Annotated in this window: 16 protein-coding genes; 3 read left to right on the forward strand and 13 right to left on the reverse strand. The window is 70.8% G+C overall.

The genetic code is table 11. The features are described 5' to 3' along the window. Nucleotides 1–84: 84 nt before the first annotated feature. The 3 genes from EFK50_RS19035 to EFK50_RS19045 all read right to left on the reverse strand — a co-directional run bounded on the left by EFK50_RS19035 (nucleotide 85) and on the right by EFK50_RS19045 (nucleotide 3778). Nucleotides 85–1335: a hypothetical protein gene (locus tag EFK50_RS19035; RefSeq protein WP_148046236.1), complete on the reverse strand. Its 1251-nt coding sequence runs from the start codon at nucleotides 1333–1335 to the stop codon at nucleotides 85–87. Nucleotides 1336–1520: 185 nt separating this feature from the next. Beyond that, nucleotides 1521–2639, reverse strand: coding sequence for an Rv3169 family protein (locus tag EFK50_RS19040; RefSeq protein ID WP_123229182.1), 1119 nt, complete (start codon nucleotides 2637–2639; stop codon nucleotides 1521–1523). Then, nucleotides 2636–3778, reverse strand: coding sequence for a phosphotransferase family protein (locus EFK50_RS19045; RefSeq protein ID WP_123229183.1), 1143 nt, complete (start codon nucleotides 3776–3778; stop codon nucleotides 2636–2638). Before EFK50_RS19045 ends, EFK50_RS19040 begins: the two co-directional genes overlap by 4 nt. A gap of 80 nt (nucleotides 3779–3858) precedes the next feature. On the opposite strand from EFK50_RS19045, the gene EFK50_RS19050 reads away from it, so the two are divergent. Then, the gene (locus EFK50_RS19050; RefSeq protein ID WP_123229184.1) at nucleotides 3859–4524 is read left to right on the forward strand and encodes a TetR/AcrR family transcriptional regulator; all 666 of its coding nucleotides are present in this window, start codon (nucleotides 3859–3861) and stop codon (nucleotides 4522–4524) included. A 122-nt stretch (nucleotides 4525–4646) separates the two neighbouring features. Here EFK50_RS19050 and EFK50_RS19055 read toward each other — a convergent pair whose 3' ends face one another. From EFK50_RS19055 to EFK50_RS19080, 6 genes are all read right to left on the reverse strand, one after another. Next, nucleotides 4647–5789 carry a hypothetical protein gene (locus EFK50_RS19055; RefSeq protein WP_123229185.1) on the reverse strand — a complete coding sequence of 381 codons (1143 nt, stop codon included), beginning with the start codon at nucleotides 5787–5789 and terminating at the stop codon, nucleotides 4647–4649. Then, nucleotides 5786–6373 (reverse strand): RNA polymerase sigma factor, encoded by a 588-nt coding sequence (locus tag EFK50_RS19060; RefSeq protein WP_123229581.1) that lies wholly within the window; start codon nucleotides 6371–6373, stop codon nucleotides 5786–5788. The genes EFK50_RS19055 and EFK50_RS19060 overlap by 4 nt, the downstream gene beginning before the upstream one ends. Nucleotides 6374–6441: 68 nt before the next feature. Continuing rightward, on the reverse strand, nucleotides 6442–7860 hold the full coding sequence (purB, locus tag EFK50_RS19065) for an adenylosuccinate lyase (RefSeq protein ID WP_123229186.1): 1419 nt from the start codon (nucleotides 7858–7860) through the stop codon (nucleotides 6442–6444). A 23-nt stretch (nucleotides 7861–7883) separates the two neighbouring features. Further along, on the reverse strand, nucleotides 7884–8429 hold the full coding sequence (locus EFK50_RS19070) for a Uma2 family endonuclease (protein WP_123229187.1): 546 nt from the start codon (nucleotides 8427–8429) through the stop codon (nucleotides 7884–7886). 116 nt (nucleotides 8430–8545) lie between these two features. After that, entirely contained in the window at nucleotides 8546–9769 is a 1224-nt protein-coding gene (gene purD / locus EFK50_RS19075; protein WP_123229188.1) for a phosphoribosylamine--glycine ligase, read from the reverse strand. Nucleotides 9770–9854: 85 nt separating this feature from the next. Next, nucleotides 9855–10709: an alpha/beta hydrolase gene (locus EFK50_RS19080; protein ID WP_123229189.1), complete on the reverse strand. Its 855-nt coding sequence runs from the start codon at nucleotides 10707–10709 to the stop codon at nucleotides 9855–9857. A 103-nt stretch (nucleotides 10710–10812) separates the two neighbouring features. Between EFK50_RS19080 and EFK50_RS19085 the strand changes: the two genes are divergently transcribed. Then, entirely contained in the window at nucleotides 10813–11391 is a 579-nt protein-coding gene (locus EFK50_RS19085) for a TetR/AcrR family transcriptional regulator (protein WP_221177485.1), read from the forward strand. Here EFK50_RS19085 and EFK50_RS19090 read toward each other — a convergent pair. The 3 genes from EFK50_RS19090 to EFK50_RS19100 form a co-directional block, all read right to left on the reverse strand. Beyond that, entirely contained in the window at nucleotides 11322–12875 is a 1554-nt protein-coding gene (locus tag EFK50_RS19090) for a hypothetical protein (RefSeq protein WP_123229190.1), read from the reverse strand. The two genes, EFK50_RS19085 and EFK50_RS19090, sit on opposite strands and share 70 nt — an antisense overlap. Continuing rightward, on the reverse strand, nucleotides 12847–13122 hold the full coding sequence (locus EFK50_RS19095; protein ID WP_148046237.1) for a hypothetical protein: 276 nt from the start codon (nucleotides 13120–13122) through the stop codon (nucleotides 12847–12849). The genes EFK50_RS19090 and EFK50_RS19095 overlap by 29 nt, the downstream gene beginning before the upstream one ends. 203 nt (nucleotides 13123–13325) lie before the next feature. Continuing rightward, a complete protein-coding gene (locus EFK50_RS19100) occupies nucleotides 13326–14612 on the reverse strand; it encodes an adenylosuccinate synthase (protein WP_123229192.1) in 1287 nt (428 codons plus the stop codon). A gap of 152 nt (nucleotides 14613–14764) precedes the next feature. Between EFK50_RS19100 and EFK50_RS19105 the strand changes: the two genes are divergently transcribed. Further along, nucleotides 14765–15688: a diacylglycerol/lipid kinase family protein gene (locus EFK50_RS19105; protein WP_246004239.1), complete on the forward strand. Its 924-nt coding sequence runs from the start codon at nucleotides 14765–14767 to the stop codon at nucleotides 15686–15688. Here EFK50_RS19105 and EFK50_RS19110 read toward each other — a convergent pair. Then, nucleotides 15667–16080 carry a DUF3151 domain-containing protein gene (locus tag EFK50_RS19110; RefSeq protein ID WP_123229193.1) on the reverse strand — a complete coding sequence of 138 codons (414 nt, stop codon included), beginning with the start codon at nucleotides 16078–16080 and terminating at the stop codon, nucleotides 15667–15669. The two genes, EFK50_RS19105 and EFK50_RS19110, sit on opposite strands and share 22 nt — an antisense overlap. Nucleotides 16081–16088: the final 8 nt, after the last annotated feature.

Here is a 16088-nt window from a genome sequence, read left to right on the forward strand (position 1 = left end):
CCGGTCCGACCAGGTCCGGCCCCGCTGACCTGACCGGTGACGAGCCCGTCATCGGGGTGCCCGGGCACGGGCACCCCGACGATCTCAGGGGCAGAGAAGCGGCAGCGGGATCAGGCCGCAGACGATCGGGAGCACCCCACCGCCTCCGGTCAGCGAGGTCAGCAGACTCGTGACCGTGGTGACCAGGTTCGTCAGCGTGGTCAGGTCGAGCACGCCCGGGAGGGCCAGCCCGCCGGCGCCGGCGGTGGCCACCTGCGCCATCACCTGGGCGATCACGGTGCCGAGCAGCGCCTGGCCCGCCGTACCGGAGATGACCGACTGGAGCTGCGTGATCGAGAACTGCCCGCCGAGCAGGTTGCTCAGCGTGCCCGCGCTCAGTCCGCCGCCGTTGAGGGCGCCGAGCATCGAGGTGAGCTGACCGGCGTCGAACTGGTCGCTCGCGCCCGGGATCAGCGAGTCCAGCAGGCTGGTCAGCTGGCCGAGGTCGAACGTGGTCGCGCCGGAGCCGAGCGCACCGGTGACCAGCTGGAGCAACGAGCCCAGCTGGGCCGGACCGAGGCCGCCGAACATGCCGGCGAAGGTCTGGAACAGGCCGGTCGGGTCGAATCCGCCCGGGATCGGGAAGCTGCCGGCGAGCCCGCTGAGCTGGCCGACGAGGTGCTCGGCCAGGTCGGTGAGCAGCTCCGGCGAGGCGGTGCCCTCGAGCAGCGCGAGGATCTGGCTCGGCGAGAACACCCCGCTGAGGAGCGCGAGCGCGTCGGTGGCGTCGAGGTCGTTGCCCGCGTTGAACCCGCTGAGCAGAGCGGTCAGCCGGCCGGCGTCGAGGTTCGTGGTCACCCCGGGCAGCAGCTGGTTGAGCAGGCTGGTCAGCTGCGAGGCGTCGATCGCGCCGAGGTCCAGACCGCTACCGAGGCCGAGCAGGCTCAGCTGCTTGCCGATCCCGTTCGCCCGGGCCGCCGACGTCGGGGCCGCGCAGGCCTGGCCGACCCGGGACTGCCGCTTCGTCACGGCGTTGCTCCAGGTGTTGTAGCGCGCGTTGGACCGCGCCAGCGCCTTCTTGGCCTTGCGGACCTTCGCCGGCCGGTGGGTGTGCTTCGCCTTCTTCACGGCCTTGCGGGCCTTCAGGACGCTGGCCTTGGCCGCCTTCTGCTGGCGCTTCGCCTGGGTGAGCGCGTTCTTCGCCGAGGTGCACGCGGCGCTGACCGCGGAGCTCCGGTTGCTGCTGGCATCCGCGGACACCAGCAGCGACGGCGCCACCGTGAGTCCGACGGTCACTGCGAGGACGCAGAGTGCCGCCTGGGCGCGGGTCGTCGCCGATCGGGGATTGAGTTGCATGGGGCTTCCTTTCCCTGACGCGCCCCGTCCTGGGGTGCACGTGGTGCCGCCCCTATCGGCATCCGATCCGCGTGGTTGAGGGATATCGCCCCGCCCGCCCGTCGCCGGACATGCAAATGTCGCTGGTGGGGCCGATGGGGCGTCCCACCGTCACACCAGCGACATTCGCAGGTTCCCGTACGACGTCAGCGGCGGTCGTTGCTCCAGTCGATGAACCCGCTGGGGTCGTGCCGGCCGAAGGTGCCGTGCTCGAAGAGGCCGTGCCCGACCTCGCCGTCGCAGGTGGCGCGGGCGCAGTGGTCGATCACGCCGAACGGGATCATCCCGGCCAGCGCCGGGTCGGTCAGGTCGTAGGAGACCCGCTCGCTGAAGTTGTCACCCTTCCACTGTCCGTGGGTCCACTGCGGGTCGCCGCCGTACCCGCCGCCGAGGTGCAGGACGACGTGCGTGCGGGGCTCCACCTCGACCACGACCGGGCTGCCGTCCGGCGCGGTGCAGGACAGGGTCGCGTGCGTCGGCATCCGGGTGCCCGGTGCGTAGGTGATGTCGATCCGCGGCCAGCCGAGCTGCTCGACCCGGCCGTCCTTCCAGACCCGGGTGACGTCGTTGAGGGTACGGAAGCCGTTGGCCTGCTCCTGCACGATGATCACGATCGAGAACGTCTCGAAGCGCAGCGGCACGTAGAGCCAGTAGAAGCCCTCCATCGGCGGGTCCTGCGGACGTCCGGCGGGTTCGGCCTCCCCGACCGGCCGGATCCCCCAGGACCGATCCCGGCTGCCCATCCAGGTCTCCGGGTCGATCGTCGTCTCGACGCCGTCGACCGACAGCGTGCCGCTCCACGAGCCGAGCTGCGCGAAGCGCTGGGCATCCAGGGTCGGCCGGGTGTCGCTCGCCAGCATCAGGTGCGGCATCTCCTGGACGACGTCGCAGGAGCCGTCCCAGGTCAGGTCCATCGCCATCCCCTCGGTCTCCTCGAGGACCAGCCGGATCTTCTGCAGCGGCTCGACGACCTCCAGGGCGTACTTGCCGACCCGCTGGTCGAGGCGGTTCTGGTCGATCGCGTCGGAGAGGTGCACCGCCGTCTGGGTGGTGCCGCGGCGCAGCAGCAGGTAGGCGTCCTTGACCCCGAGGTTCGGGTAGTAGCCGAGACCGGTGATCAGCATCATGCGCTCGGCACCGGCGTCGTCGGAGGTGTCCATCGCGTTGAAGTAGCAGCGGTCGTAGAAGTTCCGGTCGCTGCTCGCCGGCCGATTCATCGGCAGCGGAGCCTGGTGGATCGGGTACTCGTCCAGCGGGCCGATCATGCGGTTGCCTCCTTGAGCAGAGCGCGCATCAGCGGCGCGTGGTGGAAGAGGGTGTCGACGTCCTCGGGGAGGCCGTCCAGCTCGCCGAAGTGGACCTGGCGGGCGCCGGTGCGCATGAAGACCACGCCCCAGATCACGGCCGAGTAGATCTCGAACCAGCGCAGGTCGCCGACCTCCACCCCGGTCGACTCGGCGTACGTCGCGCGGACGTCCTCGGCGCGCAGCACGTCGGGCAGGCCCGGCATCTCGAAGACGTCGGTGATCGACTGGAACACCTTGTGCGCGAAGACGATCCAGCCGAGGTCGAGCTCGCGGGGACCGATGCCGGCCATCTCCCAGTCGAGGACCGCGACCGGCTCGAAGTCGACGTACAGGCAGTTGCCGATCCGCGAGTCGCCCCAGGAGAGCACCACGTTGTCGGACCGGTCCGCCTCCGGCCAGTTGGCCTCCAGCCAGGCGAGCGCCTCGTCGATCAGCGGCGACGGCGCGAGCTCGGCGGCGGCCCACTGGTACCAGGACCGGACCTTCTCGAAGAGCCGGCGCAACGGGGTCTCGCCGGGCAGCGAGCGGTCGTCGAGGAACCCGAACGTCGTGGCGGCATCGGCGATCGAGTGCAGACCGGCGATCACCCGGACGGTGCTGTCCTGCAGCCGGCGCCGGTCGGCCTCGGCGGCGTCGAAGAACCAGTTGTCCCCGAAGGTGTACGGCATCACGTCCGGCGGCACGATGCCGTCGATCCGCTCCATGAAGAAGAACGGCTGCCCGAGCACCTCGCCGGTCGGCTCCAGCCACCGCGGCGTCGGAACCGGTACGCCGGACAGCTCGCCGACCAGGCGGATCGCCTCGTACTGGTGGTCGAGGCGGTAGGTCTGGAACACCGGCACGTCCTGGGGCGCCGGCGCCATCCGGATCACGAAGCCGTGCGTGGTCCGGGTCGCGCCCGCGGTCCAGGTGACGTCGGCCAAGATCGTCTCGCTGGACATCCCGTTGGAGTCGGAAGCCCCGGAGAGGGCGATCTCCACGTCGGCGCCGTCGGGGAGCTGGCCGGCCAACCACCCGGTCAGGGTCCGCGCCATCGCGTCGGTGTCGCGGCTGCTCCGTTGCAGATGCATGTCTTGGGGCGGTTGCTCTGTGCTCATCCGGCTACAGAACTAGAACACGTTCCTGCCTGTCAAGGGTTCCGGAGCCATTTTCTGATGCGCTTCAGTATTATCTCGGCATGGATCTTCCCCAGCAGCGCCGCCGCGGCCGACCGCAACGGATCTCGCGGGAGCAGATCGTCTCCGCCGCGGTCGCGCTCGGCACCGTGCAGGATCCCGGGGACCTCCGGATGACCGATGTCGCGAAGGCGCTCGACGTCGGCACCGCCGCGCTCTACAACCACGTCCGCGACCGCGACGAGCTGCTCGCCCTGGTCGCCGCACGGATCCTCGACGAGACCGAGTACGACGACTTCGAGCCCCCCGAGGGCGCCACCTGGCAGGAGTGGATCACCGCCTTCGCCCGGGCGACCCGCGCTGCCGTCGTCGCGAACCCGCAGCTGCTCCAGTACGTGCGGCTGACCAGCGCGCCCACCGGCCCGCGGCTGGACCGGATCGAGCACCTGGCCGCGGTGATGGTCGCCGCCGGCTTCAGCACCGCCGAGGTCCAGCACTGCGTGCAGCACGTCTACACGCTGGCCCTCGGCGAGGCCTGGCAGCAGGCGCTCGCGGCAGACGGCGAGGACCCGCAGTTCGCCGAGTTCGGCCGGGGCGTCGGCCTGCGCTCGGCCGACCTCCCCCACCTGGCGGACATGGTCGCCGCCCGCCCGGACCCGGACGCCCAGTTCACCTTCGCCCTGGACTGCCTGCTCGTCGGCCTGGAGCAACGCCACCCCGCCGACTAGGCCCGTGTATCCGTCGAGTGGGCCCGTGTATCCGTCGAGGGGCCCGTCTGGTTCGTTGACCAGGCCCGTCTGGTCCGTCGAGGTGGAGGTCCCGGCGCGCGGGACCCCCACCTCGACCGGGTTCAGTTGCCGGGGCAGCCGAGTCCGCTGCGGTACCCGGCCGGCGCCGCGCCGCTGGCGATCCGGTCGGCGTAGCCCCAGACCACCTCGGGGTAGTCGCCCTCGACGTCCATGTCGCGCAGCACCTTCCAGTCGCGACTGGTCCCCATCGCGTCGACCGCGCGCTGCTGGGCCTCGGCGTCGCCGGCCGCACGCGCCCGGGTCCACTCGTCCAGCCAGCCGCAGGCGACCGCGCCGGCGACCTTCGCACCGAACTGGTACGGGTCCAGCGCGACCCCGGTGCCGAGGCCCTTGGTCACGAAGCCGGGAGGCAGCGGTACGCCGTCGAGGACCGTCGCGACGGCGGTGGCCTCGTTGCGCACGGTCACCACCGACGCCGGCATCGCCTGGAGCCACTCCTTGACACCGACCTTGGCGAGGTCGTTCTGCAGGAAGTCCAGGAACGCCGCGCGATCCCCGAGCCGGCCGCGCAGCTCCAGGAACACCTTGCCCTCGGGCGGCAGCATCACGGCGTGGTCCCCGGCGGCGTAGCTGACCACCTGGGCGTCCTGCCCGAGCACGTGCTCCTGCCGGACGTCGTTGCCCTTCTCCGCACGACTCTGCAGGTAGCCGTCGTACTGCGAGGCCGGGTACCAGGAGACGCTGAGCTGCGGGGCCTCGTTGGTACGCGACGAACCCGAGGCCAGCTCCTCTTCGACCCACTTGTCCGGCCCGAGCTGGAAGGTCATCTGGCCGGCCGTCGGATCAAAGCCCTCGACGCTGCGCACCTTCCAGCCGCCCTCGGTCACCAGGATCCGCGGGTTCGCCCGGGCGACCTTGACGACCGCCGCGGCGTACCGGATCGGCGTGACCACCGTCGGGTCGTCGTCGACCGGGTCGGCGCTGGGAGCCGTGGTGCCGGGACCGGCCGGGTCCGGGTCGTTCGCCACCAGTGTCGGCACCGCCACCAGCGCGGTGACGACGGCTGCGGCCGCGCCGGCCTGGACCAGCCGGCTGCGCAGCGAGCGCTGCTTCGGACGCCAGTCAGCGAGCCGGGCGTCCGGCGTCACGATGATCTCGTCGAGCAGGGCGAGGTCGGCACCGGCCAGGTCGGCGACGGCGTCGGCGTCGTACGGGTCGGCCTGCTTCAGGCGGAAGTCGTTCATCGGTTCTCCTCGGGGACGAGCACGGGACGGACAGAAGCTCTCGGTGTTTCGAGTGCTACATGTCCGGGCGGCCCGGGATCGTCACCGGCAAGAGCTCGCAATCGCGTGCGCGCCCGGGAGAGCCGTTGCCGCACCGTGGCCGCGGGCAGGCGCAGCACCTCGGCGATCTCACGGGGCTCGAGGCCTTCCCAGACCGTCAGGGTCAGCACCTCGCGATCGAGGTCGGGCAACCGCGACAGGGCATCCCGTACGGCGTCCCGCTCGGCGAGCTCGTGGCCGGGATCGGGGAAGGTGGTCTCCGCGAGGCGCTCGCGCAGCCGCTGGCCGAGCCGATCCCGGCGCCGACCCCCGCGGTGGTGGTTGGCGAGGGCCTTGCGCGCGACGCCGTACAGCCAGAGGCGGCCCTCGTCCCCCGCCGGCAGCGTCGCCCGGCGGCGCCAGGCGACCAGGAAGGAGTCGGCCACCACGTCCGCCGCGTCGGCGGGTTGCTCGACCCGTCGTACGGCGTAGGCGAGCAGCGCCTCGAAGTGCGCCGTGTAGAAGGTACGGAACCGGTCTTCGGCGTCGCTGTCGCTACGGGTCACGTCACGCACATGTCCTCCTCGCACCTGATCGTGACAGGCGAGGCGGCTCGAGTCCCGAGCTAGACGGGCTAGAGGATCGCTCCCGGCGAGTACGCCGCGGCAGCAGGATCGGCGGCGACGACCTTCTCGATCTGCCGTACGACGGCCTGGACCTGCGCGACCGCCGCACCGGTGAACTCGATCGGATCGGCCACCAGGGCCGCGATCTGCTCGCGAGTGAGGCCGAGCCGGGTGTCCGCGGCGAGCCGGTCGAAGAGGTCGTTGACCGCGAGGCCCTGACGCATTTCCAGCGCGACCCCGACGGCGTGCTCCTTGATCGCCTCGTGCGCCTCCTCGCGGCCGACACCGTTGCGCACCGCGGTCATCAGCACCTTGGTCGAGGTGAGGAACGGCAGGTAGCGGTCGAGCTCGCGCTGGATCACCGCCGGGAAGGCACCGAATTCGTCGAGCACGGTCAGGAAGGTCTGGAAGAGGCCGTCGGTGGCGAAGAACGCGTCCGGCAGCGCGACCCGGCGGACCACGGAGCAGGAGACGTCGCCCTCGTTCCACTGGTCGCCGGCGAGCTCGCCGACCATCGAGAGCTGCCCGCGCAGGATCACCGCGAGGCCGTTGACCCGCTCGCAGGACCGGGTGTTCATCTTGTGCGGCATCGCCGAGGAACCGACCTGGCCCTCCTTGAAGCCCTCGGTGACCAGCTCGATGCCGGCCATCAGCCGGATCGTGGTGGCCAGGTTCGAGGGACCGGCGACGATCTGCACCAGGGCGGACACGACGTCGAAGTCGAGCGAACGCGGGTAGACCTGACCGACGCTGGTGAGGACGTGCTCGAAGCCGAGGTGCGCTGCTACGCGCTGCTCCAGGTCGGCGAGCTTCTCCTCGTCACCGTCGAGCAGGTCGAGCATGTCCTGGGCGGTGCCCATCGGACCCTTGATCCCGCGCAGCGGGTAGCGCGCGACCAGGTCGTCGAGCCGGGCCAGGGCGACCAGCATCTCGTCGGCGATGGTGGCGAACCGCTTGCCCAGCGTGGTCGCCTGCGCGGCGACGTTGTGCGACCGGCCGGCCATCACCCGGGCCTCGTGCTCGGTCGCCAGCCGGCCGAGCCGGGCCAGGGTCGCGACGACGCGCTGGCGGACCAGGCCGAGCGACGCCAGGATCTGCAGCTGCTCGACGTTCTCGGTCAGGTCGCGGGAGGTCATCCCCTTGTGGATGTGCTCGTGCCCCGCGAGCGCCCCGAACTCCTCGATGCGGGCCTTCACGTCGTGCCGGGTGATCCGCTCCCGAGCCGCGATCGAGTCCAGGTCGACCCGGTCGATCACGGCCTCATAGGCCTCGACGACACCGTCGGGCACCTCGATGCCGAGGTCCTTCTGGGCTTTGAGGACGGCGATCCAGAGCTGTCGCTCCAGCACGATCTTGTGCTCGGGGGACCAGATCGCGGCGAGGTCGGCTCCGGCGTACCGGGTGGCGAGGACGTTGGGGACGGTCACGTCCCTGATTCTCCCACGAGATCTCAGCGCAGCAGGTCGCGCAGGTCCAGCTGGACGGTGCCGTGGTCACCGACGACGACGTCACCTACCGGATCGTCGTCATCGAGGTGGAGGAGCAGGTCCCACCCGCCGTCTCGGTTGACGTAGACATCGAGGGCTCGCAGGTCGGGGTCGAGCATCCAGTACTGGCCGACGCGACCTTCGGCGTACTCGGCGGACTTGCGGACAGTGTCTTCGGAACGCGTCGACGGCGAAAGCACTTCGACGACGAGGACCGGCGCGAGCGTGACCCATTTCTGCTCGGGCCAGCGATCCAGCACCATGAGGTCGGGCGCCCGGAGCCGATTGCGCGGGAGACGCACACCCACCTCGGTCACCACGGAGAGGCTAGGAAGGGCGGATCGAAGTACGGAACCCAGTCCCAGCACCGCGTACCCGTGATCGGCCGAGACCGGCGGCGTCACCACGACCTCGCCATCGACCCACTCAGCCTTGGGCTTCTCGGGGAGATCGAGGTACTCCTCCCACGACATCCGGAACCGCTGCAGCGCAGGCTCGGCGACCGGCATGGCAACCTCCCTCGGTACGACAGACACATCCAGGCTCCTCCCATTCTCACCCCGGATCGGGCAAGCGGAAAGTCTGGCAGCGAACGGCGCGTTCCCGCTCGATCAATCCACAGGCCTCAGATGCCGGCAGCGATGTCCGTCCGGTGCTGCGCACCGTCGAACCTGACCGCGGCGACACCGCGGTACGCCTTGGCCCGGGCGTCGGCGACGTCGTCGCCGACCGCGGTGACCGCCAGCACCCGGCCGCCCGCGGTGACCAGGTCACCGTCGACGAGCGCGGTGCCGGCGTGGATCACGTCGCACGGGTTGTCGGAGACGCCGGTGATCACGTCACCGGAGCGCGAGGACTCCGGGTAGCCGGCGCTGGCCATCACCACGGCGACCGCGGCCCCGGACTTCCACCGCGGCGGCTCGGTCTGGTGCAACGTCCCGTCGGCGGCCGCCTTGAGCAGGACGCCGAGCGGCGAGTCGAGGAGCGCCATCAGCGGCTGCGTCTCGGGGTCGCCGAAGCGGGCGTTGAACTCGATCACCTTGGTGCCGCGCTTGGTCAGCGCGAGGCCGGCGTACAGGAGTCCGGAGAAGGTCGCGCCGCGGCGGGCGAGCTCGTCGACGGTCGGTTGCAGCACCCGCTCGAGCACCTCGTCGACGAGACCGTCCGGCGCCCACGGCAGCGGGGTGTACGCACCCATGCCGCCGGTGTTCGGACCGGCGTCGCCGTCGCCGATCCGCTTGAAGTCCTGGGCCGGCTGCAGCGGGAAGACGGTGGTGCCGTCGGTGATCGCGAACAACGAGACCTCGGGGCCGTCGAGGAACTCCTCGATCACGACGCGCTCGCAGGCCAGCGCGTGCGCCAGTGCGACCTCGCGGTCCTCGGTGACGACGACGCCCTTGCCTGCGGCCAGGCCGTCGTCCTTCACCACGTACGGCGCCCCGAACGCGTCCAGTGCCGCTTCGATCTCGTCCTGGGTGGTGCAGACGTGCGCCATCGCGGTGGGCACCTCGGCCGCGGCCATCACGTCCTTGGCGAACGCCTTCGACCCCTCGAGCTGGGCCGCTTCGGCGGACGGCCCGAAGCAGGAGATGCCGCGCTCGCGGACCGCGTCGGCGACGCCGGCAACCAGCGGAGCTTCGGGGCCGACAACGACCAGGTCGACGTCGAGGGCGGCGGCGAGGTCGGCCACGGCCGCCGGGTTCATCGGGTCCACGTCGTGGAGCGTCGCCACGCCGGCGATGCCCGGGTTGCCGGGGGCGGCGTGCACCTCGGTCACCGACGGGTCCCGCGCGAGCGCGAGGGCGAGGGCGTGCTCGCGGCCACCGGTACCGATCACGAGTGTCTTCACGTGCACTGACCTTAGTCGGTGCACGACGACGGGCCGCGCCGGCTACGAACACCGGACGCGGCCCGTGGGTCGGGTTCACGGCCGATCACTCGGCGGTGACCCCCTGCCGGGCCAGGAAGTCGAGCGCGGTGTCGGCGACCGTCGCCCAGCCGGAGTCGATGATCAGCGAGTGCCCGACGCCGGGGATCTCGACGATCTCGGTGACGCCGGCGTTCTTGCGCTGCTTCTTGTACGCCGCGTTGGCCATCGCGAACGGGACGATGTGGTCGTTCTCGCCGGTCACGACGAGCATCGGGCCGCGGTCGGGGTTCTTCTTGTTCGCCTTGGTCTTCGCCCACGGGTTGACGTTGGCGGTGGCGGCCTGGAACAGCGGGCGGCCGGGGGCCGGGGTGTGCACGGTGTCGTAGAGGTGCCGCGCCTCCTCCTCGCTGACCGCGTTGGCGAACCCGTAGCGGAACTCGTCGAAGGTCAGCGTCACGGTCCTGGAGTAGTTCAGCGGGTTGCCCAGGACCGGGAAGGCGGCCTTCAGGCTGGAGAACGGCAGCGGCAGCACGCCCTTGCTGGGTGCCGGGTCGATGGTGATGGTGGCGGCGGCGATCCCGCGGCCGGCGATGATCTGGACGAGCAGTCCGCCGAAGCTGTGCCCGACGACGACCGGCTTGCGGTCGAGACCGGCGATCACGTCGGCGACGTGGTCGGCCACGTCGGCGACCGACGTACCGGCCAGCGAGTCGGCGTTGGCGTGCGCCTCGGCGAAGGACCCCTGGTCCTCGGGCCAGTCGACGGCGACCGTGCTGTAGCCCTGCGCCTCGAAGTGGTCGCGCCACGGCTTCCAGCTCTCGGCCAGCAGCCACAGTCCGTGGACGAAGACGACCGGCTGCTTGCCGGACTCGTTGGCGGCGCGTACTTCCTGTGCTTCGCGGGTGGTGATCGTGTTCATCGTCGTGCTCCTTGTCGGTAGTGATGTTGTGTAGAAAGAACGTTCGTTCTACTATGGCTATTCCGAGGACCGGTTGTCAAGGGCCGGCCGCTAGTGTTCTGAGGTGACCGTGGCCACACCCATCCCGTCCGAGTCGAGCTCCCCGCGCGACCGCCTCCTCGAGACCGCCGCCGGGCTCTTCTACGCCGAGGGCATCAAGGGCGTCGGCGTCGACCGGATCCTGTCCGAGGCCGGCACCACCCGCGCGACGATGTACCGGCACTTCCCCGGCAAGGAGGCCCTGGTCGCCGCCTACCTGGAGCGCGAGGACGCGATCATCCGCGGCTACTTCGCCGCAGCGGCCGAGGCCGGCGGGTCACCGACCGAGCTGGTCGCGGCGGTCATCGAGGGGATCGCCGAGGACGCGACCCGCTACCACCGCCGGGGCTGCCCGTTCATCAACGCCGCCGCCGAGTACCCGGACGCCGACGGCGAGATCCGGCAGATCATCGAACGGCACCGGACCTGGTTCCGCAGCACGCTCGCCGCGGTCCTCGACGCCGCCTCCGTGGCCGATGCCGAGCGGGTGGCGGCGAGCCTGGTGCTCCTGCGCGACGCGGCGCTGGTCGGGGTCTACCTGGACGGCGATACCGTCTCGGCCGACTTCCGCCGGACGGCGCGGTCGGTGGTCGGGCTCGGCTGAAGATCGTCCTCGTCGTCCGGGTCGTGCTGCGGGAGCGCCGACTCGAGCACGAACGACCCGACGCCGCGGGAGGGCACCGAGTCCCGCTGGCGTGCGAGACCGTGCGCCTCGTGGACCTGGAAGAAGTACCGGTTGATCGAGGACGCCAGGTACGCCGCCGCGAAGGTCGTCACGGCGTACACGACGGTGACGACGTCGTACGTCCTGGTCTCCTCGCCGAACTTGAAGAACCCGAGCGCCAGGTTCAGCCAGATCACCACCACGCACAGGGCTCCTTGGAGCCGGTAGCGGTAGACGAGCGAGCGCCGGACCTCGCTCTCGTCCGGCCGGAACAGCCAACCGACGAGCAGCGCGGGCAGGAAGAGCAGCAGGCTGATCGAGCCGTCGAGCTGACCGAGGAAGCGCGAGCCCGGTGCGTCCGGCCACCTCATGAACAGGAAGCTCGCGGTGACCCCGAAGGTGTACCAGCCGACGAGCTGGAGCGGCCGCAGGTATCCCGCAGGATCCGGCCAGAGGGTCGCCAGCAGGGTCACCGACCGCGGCCGCGGGATCGAGCGGCGACGGATGTAGAAGGTGGACGACGAGCGGGCCGACACCGAACGGTGCCGCAGCAGGTTCGCCTCCTCCTTGATCCGCTGCAGTCCGGAGAACCCCAGGAAGGTCCCGGCGGGCGCGTGCAGGTGGACGAAGTGGCTCCGGGCTCGCCCGACCTCGTTGACCCGGAAGGCGACCGGGCGCCACGGCATCTTCAGCATGCCGAGCTCGCGGACCAGGGCTTCCGGCCCGCCGCTGCCGCTGGGCTCGGCGTACTCGATCGTGAACTCGGCCGCCTCCGCCGTGACCGGCACCGGGAACCGCGGCGTCAGCAGGAAGTTGTCCTCGTAGCCGGCCAGGAGGCGCGACCACCCGGGGATCGCGCTGGCCCGGCGCAACCAGACGCGGTCGGCGGACGAGTTCAGCCGGTTCAGGTGGCGGGCGGCCCGGTTCCGGAACTTGGCCTCGTCACCCTCGAACTGCTCCGGGAACCGGCCGACGCACTCGCCGAGGTACTTCCAGAGATCGACCGACGGCGGCTGCAGCTCCGGATCGGCATCGACCGCGTAGGCCACCAGGTGGCACTGCGCGATCCGCGCGTTCTCCCGCCGGGTCACCATCGGCACGTTCAGGCCGTCGCTCCCGGTGAAGCGCTGGTGGTGGAAGAGCAGCTTCGGGACCAGCGCGATCGGGGTGATGTCGACGGCGACCCGCATCTCCTTGGCCACCTTCTGCAGACGGACCGGCCGGAGCTGGAACTCGGTACGACGCTGGTTGAACGTCAGCGACTGGATCTCGATGTGCTCGGTGGCTCGGTCGAGGAAGCCGAGCTCAGGATCGAGGATCCTGATGATCACCCTGCCGGCGTACAGGCGGTCGGCGTAGTCGTCGCTGTCGATGAGGCTGCGCAGCGACCGTTGCTCACGCCTCCGTAGCGTCGTCGGGCGCATCGTCGGAAACGTTGCCGGCGTAGTAGAGCGGACCGATCTCGTCGGAGCGCTTCGCGTAGAACGCCTGGATCAGGCGGAGGTCGGCGACGGTGAACTCGTCCAGGTCCGTCGGGTCCGGGAAGCGGAGCCCCGGCGCGACCATGAGCTTCGACCGGCGCTCCCGCTCGAGCCGGAGCTCGGCCAGCTTGCGGGACGGCCAGCTCCAGTCGATCCCGAAGGTGTGCTGCTCGTGGGCGTGCTCGCTCATGGCAGCCTCCGGATCCGGCACGGCACGGGGTGCGGCGTCATCTCGGAGTTCCTCCCACGGGGGGCGCCAGGTTAGCAGCGGAGCGTTGACAGCCATGCTGCCAGTCTGGACGGCGGCTGCGGCTGATTGACGTTATCCACAGGCCGACTTCTCCGCGAGCGGTTTCCGGGAAATCTTCGGACCCGTCGGGATCCGGCGAGGAGTCAGCGCGGGGTGACGACGACCGTCTGCTCGCGGCCCGGACCGACGCCGACCGCCCAGAACGGCGCGCCGGAGATCTCCTCGAGCGCCCGGACGTAGACCTGCGCGTTCTTCGGCAGGTCCTCGAACGAGCGGCACCCGGAGATGTCCTCGTTCCAGCCCTCGAAGTACTCGTAGACCGGCTTGGCGTGGTGGAACTCGGTCTGGGTCATCGGCATCTCGTCGTGCCGGACGCCGTCGATCTCGTAGGCCACGCAGACCGGGATCCGCTCCCAGGTGTCGAGCACGTCGAGCTTGGTCAGGAAGAACTCGGTCAGCCCGTTGACGCGGGCGGCGTACCGGGCGACGACGGCGTCGTACCAGCCGCAGCGCCGGGTGCGACCCGTCGAGACGCCGATCTCGCCGCCGATCCGCTGCAGGTCGATGCCGTCCTGGTCGAAGAGCTCGGTCGGGAACGGACCCGAGCCGACCCGGGTCGAGTAGGCCTTGATCACACCGATCACCCGGTCGATCCGGGTGGGGCCGATGCCGGCGCCGACGCAGACGCCGCCAGCCACCGGGTTGCTGCTGGTCACGAACGGGTAGGTGCCGTGGTCGACGTCCAGCATGGTCGCCTGGGCACCCTCGAAAAGGACCGTCTTGCCGTCGTCCAGCGCCTTGTTCAGCAGCAGGCTGGTGTCGGCCACCATCGGCCGCAGCCGCTCGGTGTAGGCCAGCAGCTCCTCGACGACCGCGTCGACGTCGACGGTGCGCCGGTTGTAGACCTTGGAGAGGACCTGGTTGCGGACCTCCAGCGCGGCCTCGATCTTCTCGCGCAGGATCTTCTCGTCGAAGAGGTCGGCGACCCGGATGCCGACGCGGTTGACCTTGTCGCCGTACGCCGGTCCGATGCCGCGGCCCGTCGTCCCGATCTGGTTCTTGCCGAGGAACCGCTCGCTGACCTTGTCGATCGTGGAGTGGTACGACGCGATCACGTGCGCGTTCGAGCTGACCACCAGCTCGGCCACGTCCACGCCGCGCTCGATCAGGCCGTCGAGCTCGCGGAACAGCGCCTCGGGCGAGACCACCACGCCGTTGGCGATCACCGAGGTGGCGCCGGGCGTCAGGATGCCGCTGGGCAGCAGGTGGGTGGCGTACTTCTCGCCGTTGACGACGATCGTGTGCCCGGCGTTGTGGCCGCCGCTGGTGCGGACCACGTAGTCGATGGGCTGGCTGGTCGCGAGAAGGTCGGTCGCCTTCCCCTTGCCTTCGTCGCCCCACTGGGCTCCGAGGACCACGATCGCGGGCATCTGCTCGCCTCCACCTGTTCCGACAACGAGGGCGGGCTCCCGCCGGAATGCAGAAGAGCCCGTCGTGCAACAGCACGGGGCTCTTGCGGCGTCACGTTACCAGAATTCGGCCTCTGCCGGCCCGCTCGGGTCCGCCGCGTACGGTGTTCGGCGTGGAACCCCTCTTGCTGATCACGCACGCCGACGCCGGCCACGCCGACGATCTCGGGACGGCGCTGGAGGTGCTCCGCACCCGGGCCTCGGTGGAGGTCTGCGAGACCAGCAACCCGGGCGAGCTGGACGGCATCCTGCACCGCGCCGGCAGCCGGCCGATCGTGGTCGCCGGCGGCGACGGCAGCCTGCACGCGGTGGTCGCGACCCTGCACCGGCGCAACGACCTGGGCGGCAAGACCCTCGGCCTGCTGCCCCTCGGCACCGGCAACGACTTCGCCCGTGCCCTCGACATCCCGCTCGACCCGGCCGAGGCCGCCGAGGCCCTGCTGAGCGCCACGCCCCGGCCGATGGACATCCTGGTCGACGAGCTCGGCGAGGTCGTCGTCAACAACGTCCATGCCGGCGCGAGCGCCCGCGCCAGTCGTACCGGCGCCACCTGGAAGGAGCGGCTCGGACCGTTCGGCCTGGGCGTGGTCGGCTACCCGATCGGAGCCGTGCTGACCGCGATCCGGCCGCCGTACGTGCGGCTCCGGATCGAGGTCGACGGCGAGGTCGTGGCCGACATGGACCGGCACGTGCTGATGGTCGCGATCGGCAACGGCAGCAGCGTCGGCGGCGGAGCGGAGATCACCCCCGGCGCCGACCCCGGCAGCGGGATGCTGGACGTGATGATCTCGTACGCCGCCGATCCGCTCGCCCGGGTCGGCTACGCGCTCGACGTGCTCCGGCGGACGCACCCGGAGCGCGACGACGTCGTCACCCTGACCGGGAAGCAGGTCTCGATCTCGGGCGAGGACTTCTGGATCAGCGCCGACGGCGAGATCAGCGGCCCGGAGCGCCGGCGTACCTGGCACGTCGAGCCGGCGGCGTACACGATGCTGGCGCCGACCCAGACCAGGACTCAGCCCAGCAGCGCGTCGTAGCCTTCCGGGCTGGAGTCGCGCAGGAACTCGCCGCAGCGCTGCTCCTCCGCGGTCTCACCGATCGCGCCCGCCGCCTTGGTGAGGGCGGCCAGCGCCCGCAGGAAGCCCCGGTTGGGCACGTGGTCCCACGGCACCGGGCCGTGGCCCTTCCAGCCGTTGCGGCGGAGCTGGTCGAGGCTGCGGTGGTAGCCGACCCGCGCGAAGGCGTACCCGACGACGTCGTCGCTGCCGTCGGCCAGGGCCTGCTCGGCCAGGACGGCCCAGGCCAGCGGGGACTCCGGGTGCTGCCGGACGACGGCACGGGGCTCGTCGCCGGCGGCCAGGGCGGCGGCGGCCGGGTCCTCGGGAAGGCGGGTCGGGGGCGGGCCGGACATCAGGTCGGGAAAACTCATGGAGTAAT

Origin of the sequence: Nocardioides marmoriginsengisoli, from assembly GCF_003725695.1 — a bacterium.
Taxonomy (GTDB): Bacteria; Actinomycetota; Actinomycetes; order Propionibacteriales; family Nocardioidaceae; genus Marmoricola; species Marmoricola marmoriginsengisoli.